At 39.0% G+C, this 1,889-nt stretch carries 2 protein-coding genes and 1 pseudogene; 2 read left to right on the forward strand and 1 reads right to left on the reverse strand.

Going from position 1 to position 1,889, the window contains the following annotated elements; all coding sequences use genetic code 11:
- The first annotated feature begins 508 nt into the window (after positions 1–508).
- On the forward strand, positions 509–877 hold the full coding sequence (locus PX481_RS02790) for a hypothetical protein (protein ID WP_196219850.1): 369 nt from the start codon (positions 509–511) through the stop codon (positions 875–877).
- A gap of 2 nt (positions 878–879) precedes the next feature.
- On the forward strand, positions 880–1,434 hold the full coding sequence (locus tag PX481_RS02795) for a hypothetical protein (RefSeq protein ID WP_288025511.1): 555 nt from the start codon (positions 880–882) through the stop codon (positions 1,432–1,434).
- A gap of 6 nt (positions 1,435–1,440) precedes the next feature.
- On the opposite strand, the pseudogene PX481_RS02800 reads toward PX481_RS02795, so the two are convergent.
- Positions 1,441–1,889, reverse strand: a pseudogene (locus PX481_RS02800) (ISL3 family transposase); the annotation flags it as partial.

Below are 1,889 nucleotides of genomic sequence, written 5' to 3' on the forward strand. Positions count from 1 at the left end.
CGATTTTTGTCAATTGTTTTTTATCTAGAGCGAACTAATCAATTAAGTCTCTTGCCAGATAAGGATTTAGTCGATTTATGCCCCCCTATCGAACCATAACAAGTAACGAAGAGCCATTTGTAGGATGGGTTAGCGGTAGCGTAACCCATGCGGGAGTTGGGTTTCATGCTTCAACCTAACCTACGTTCATCTTATATTTAATTCCACCCACCCACTTAAGTTAAGTTATTTGATTAAGGTGTAGAATGGATGGTATTGATTATAACTCAGATATTGGGTGGTAATTTGGGAAAAAGGTAGTGTTGGGTTTCGTCACCTCAACCCAACCTACAAGATCAGCGATCGCACTGGGGTTCCGAATTGGCATTACATTAAAATTTAATGTTTTACCCTTGGCTATGGTGGGATAATTAAGCTAGGTTCTGTGGGAGGTTGTTGTACCGATCCTATTTAGCCGCTTCTAACATCACTTTTTAACGATAAAAACGCTCACGCCTACCTTGAGAATTTGCTTTGCCATGCTAACAATCGTTATCAGATAACTGAAGGTAAAAGTTTGTTGATGGTACTCAACGATTGCTTCTTGTATGAACCAGAGAAGATTATACGGGCGTTTATTGGGCTAGTAGATGAGGTAGGAAAATTAATTCAGGGTGTGCGCTTTACTCTTAATCTTTTCACTCAGGAAAGAGAGATTGTATCTTCTGTAGAGTCGCCTCCTCCAAACACGCCTGAATCCAAATTAAGACCCGTTGATATTGGCGTTCCTGCTCAAACTGGCGGATATATCCTACAAGCTTCTGTTGAGCCGTTCCGCGAGATAAATCCTGTTGAAGAGTACATTGGTGTCAAAAAATTGCAAGAACTGGGGCAATAACTATGAATAGCACAGAAATGAGTTCTCATGAATCTTTTGATCGATATGTATCCGAAGGTAAGCTGGTTATCTCTCCTACCAGACCTAAATTTTTGTTAGCAGCAGAGTTGATATTCGAGAAGGATGAATTGGTTAAAAAAGTAAAGGAAGCTATTGATGAAATTGAAATGCGATGTCATTACGGCTCACAGAAACCTCCCCGTAGAAGAGGTATTATAAGAGAAAACGGATGGGTTAGGGTTGGTGGTATCCGATTACCTATAAGAGGTCTAGAAAGTCAAAGAGCCAAGGCAATGACTGGGACTCAAACAGAAACAACTTTTGATCAAAGTTCTCAACAATCTTGTGAACTACCCGAAGGCAAGTCGATGATTTCTGAAGTTTCCAATCCACATTATGTTTGTCTCCCAGTCCGAGTTGAATTCGGTAATTATACCGATACCGAGTTGTCATTCAACATCAAGGAGGGAACACGTTGCGCTATATTGCCTCCAGACAAACTGTCGTCAATTGTGACTGAATGTAGCTGTTCGGCTCTTCTGGTTTTCGTGTGTTAATTTTTGTTATGAATTAAAGCAAGCAAACAGCTTAAGTCGAAGATGTTGAAAATTGGTAAATCCATAACTCATTCTTTTAATAAGCTTTATTTTGGTATTCATTCCCTCAATTAATCCGTTGGTTGTATGATTTTCAAAGTAATTACAAATACCCGGCAAATGCTTCTCGATCATACTGGCACTACTTTCCTATAATATTCCGCCTATTCTTATCCATTTTTCCAATTTTCTCTCAGCACCTCTGAACGTTTTACTACTTTGATAAATTTGTCTAATTTCTTCTTTCATCTCCCAGGCTATTCCCAAGCAGGGATGTTCTTTTAAGATAACTTCTAGTTGTTGTTTTTGCTCGTCCTTTAAGTCCTCTTTATTCTTCCATAATAAATGAGGTAATCCTTTTTCATGCACCCCCATTAACTTTCTCAAGTTATTAAGCTCGTCATTGATGATAGCCA

The organism is Microcystis sp. M53603_WE2 (assembly GCF_030065435.1).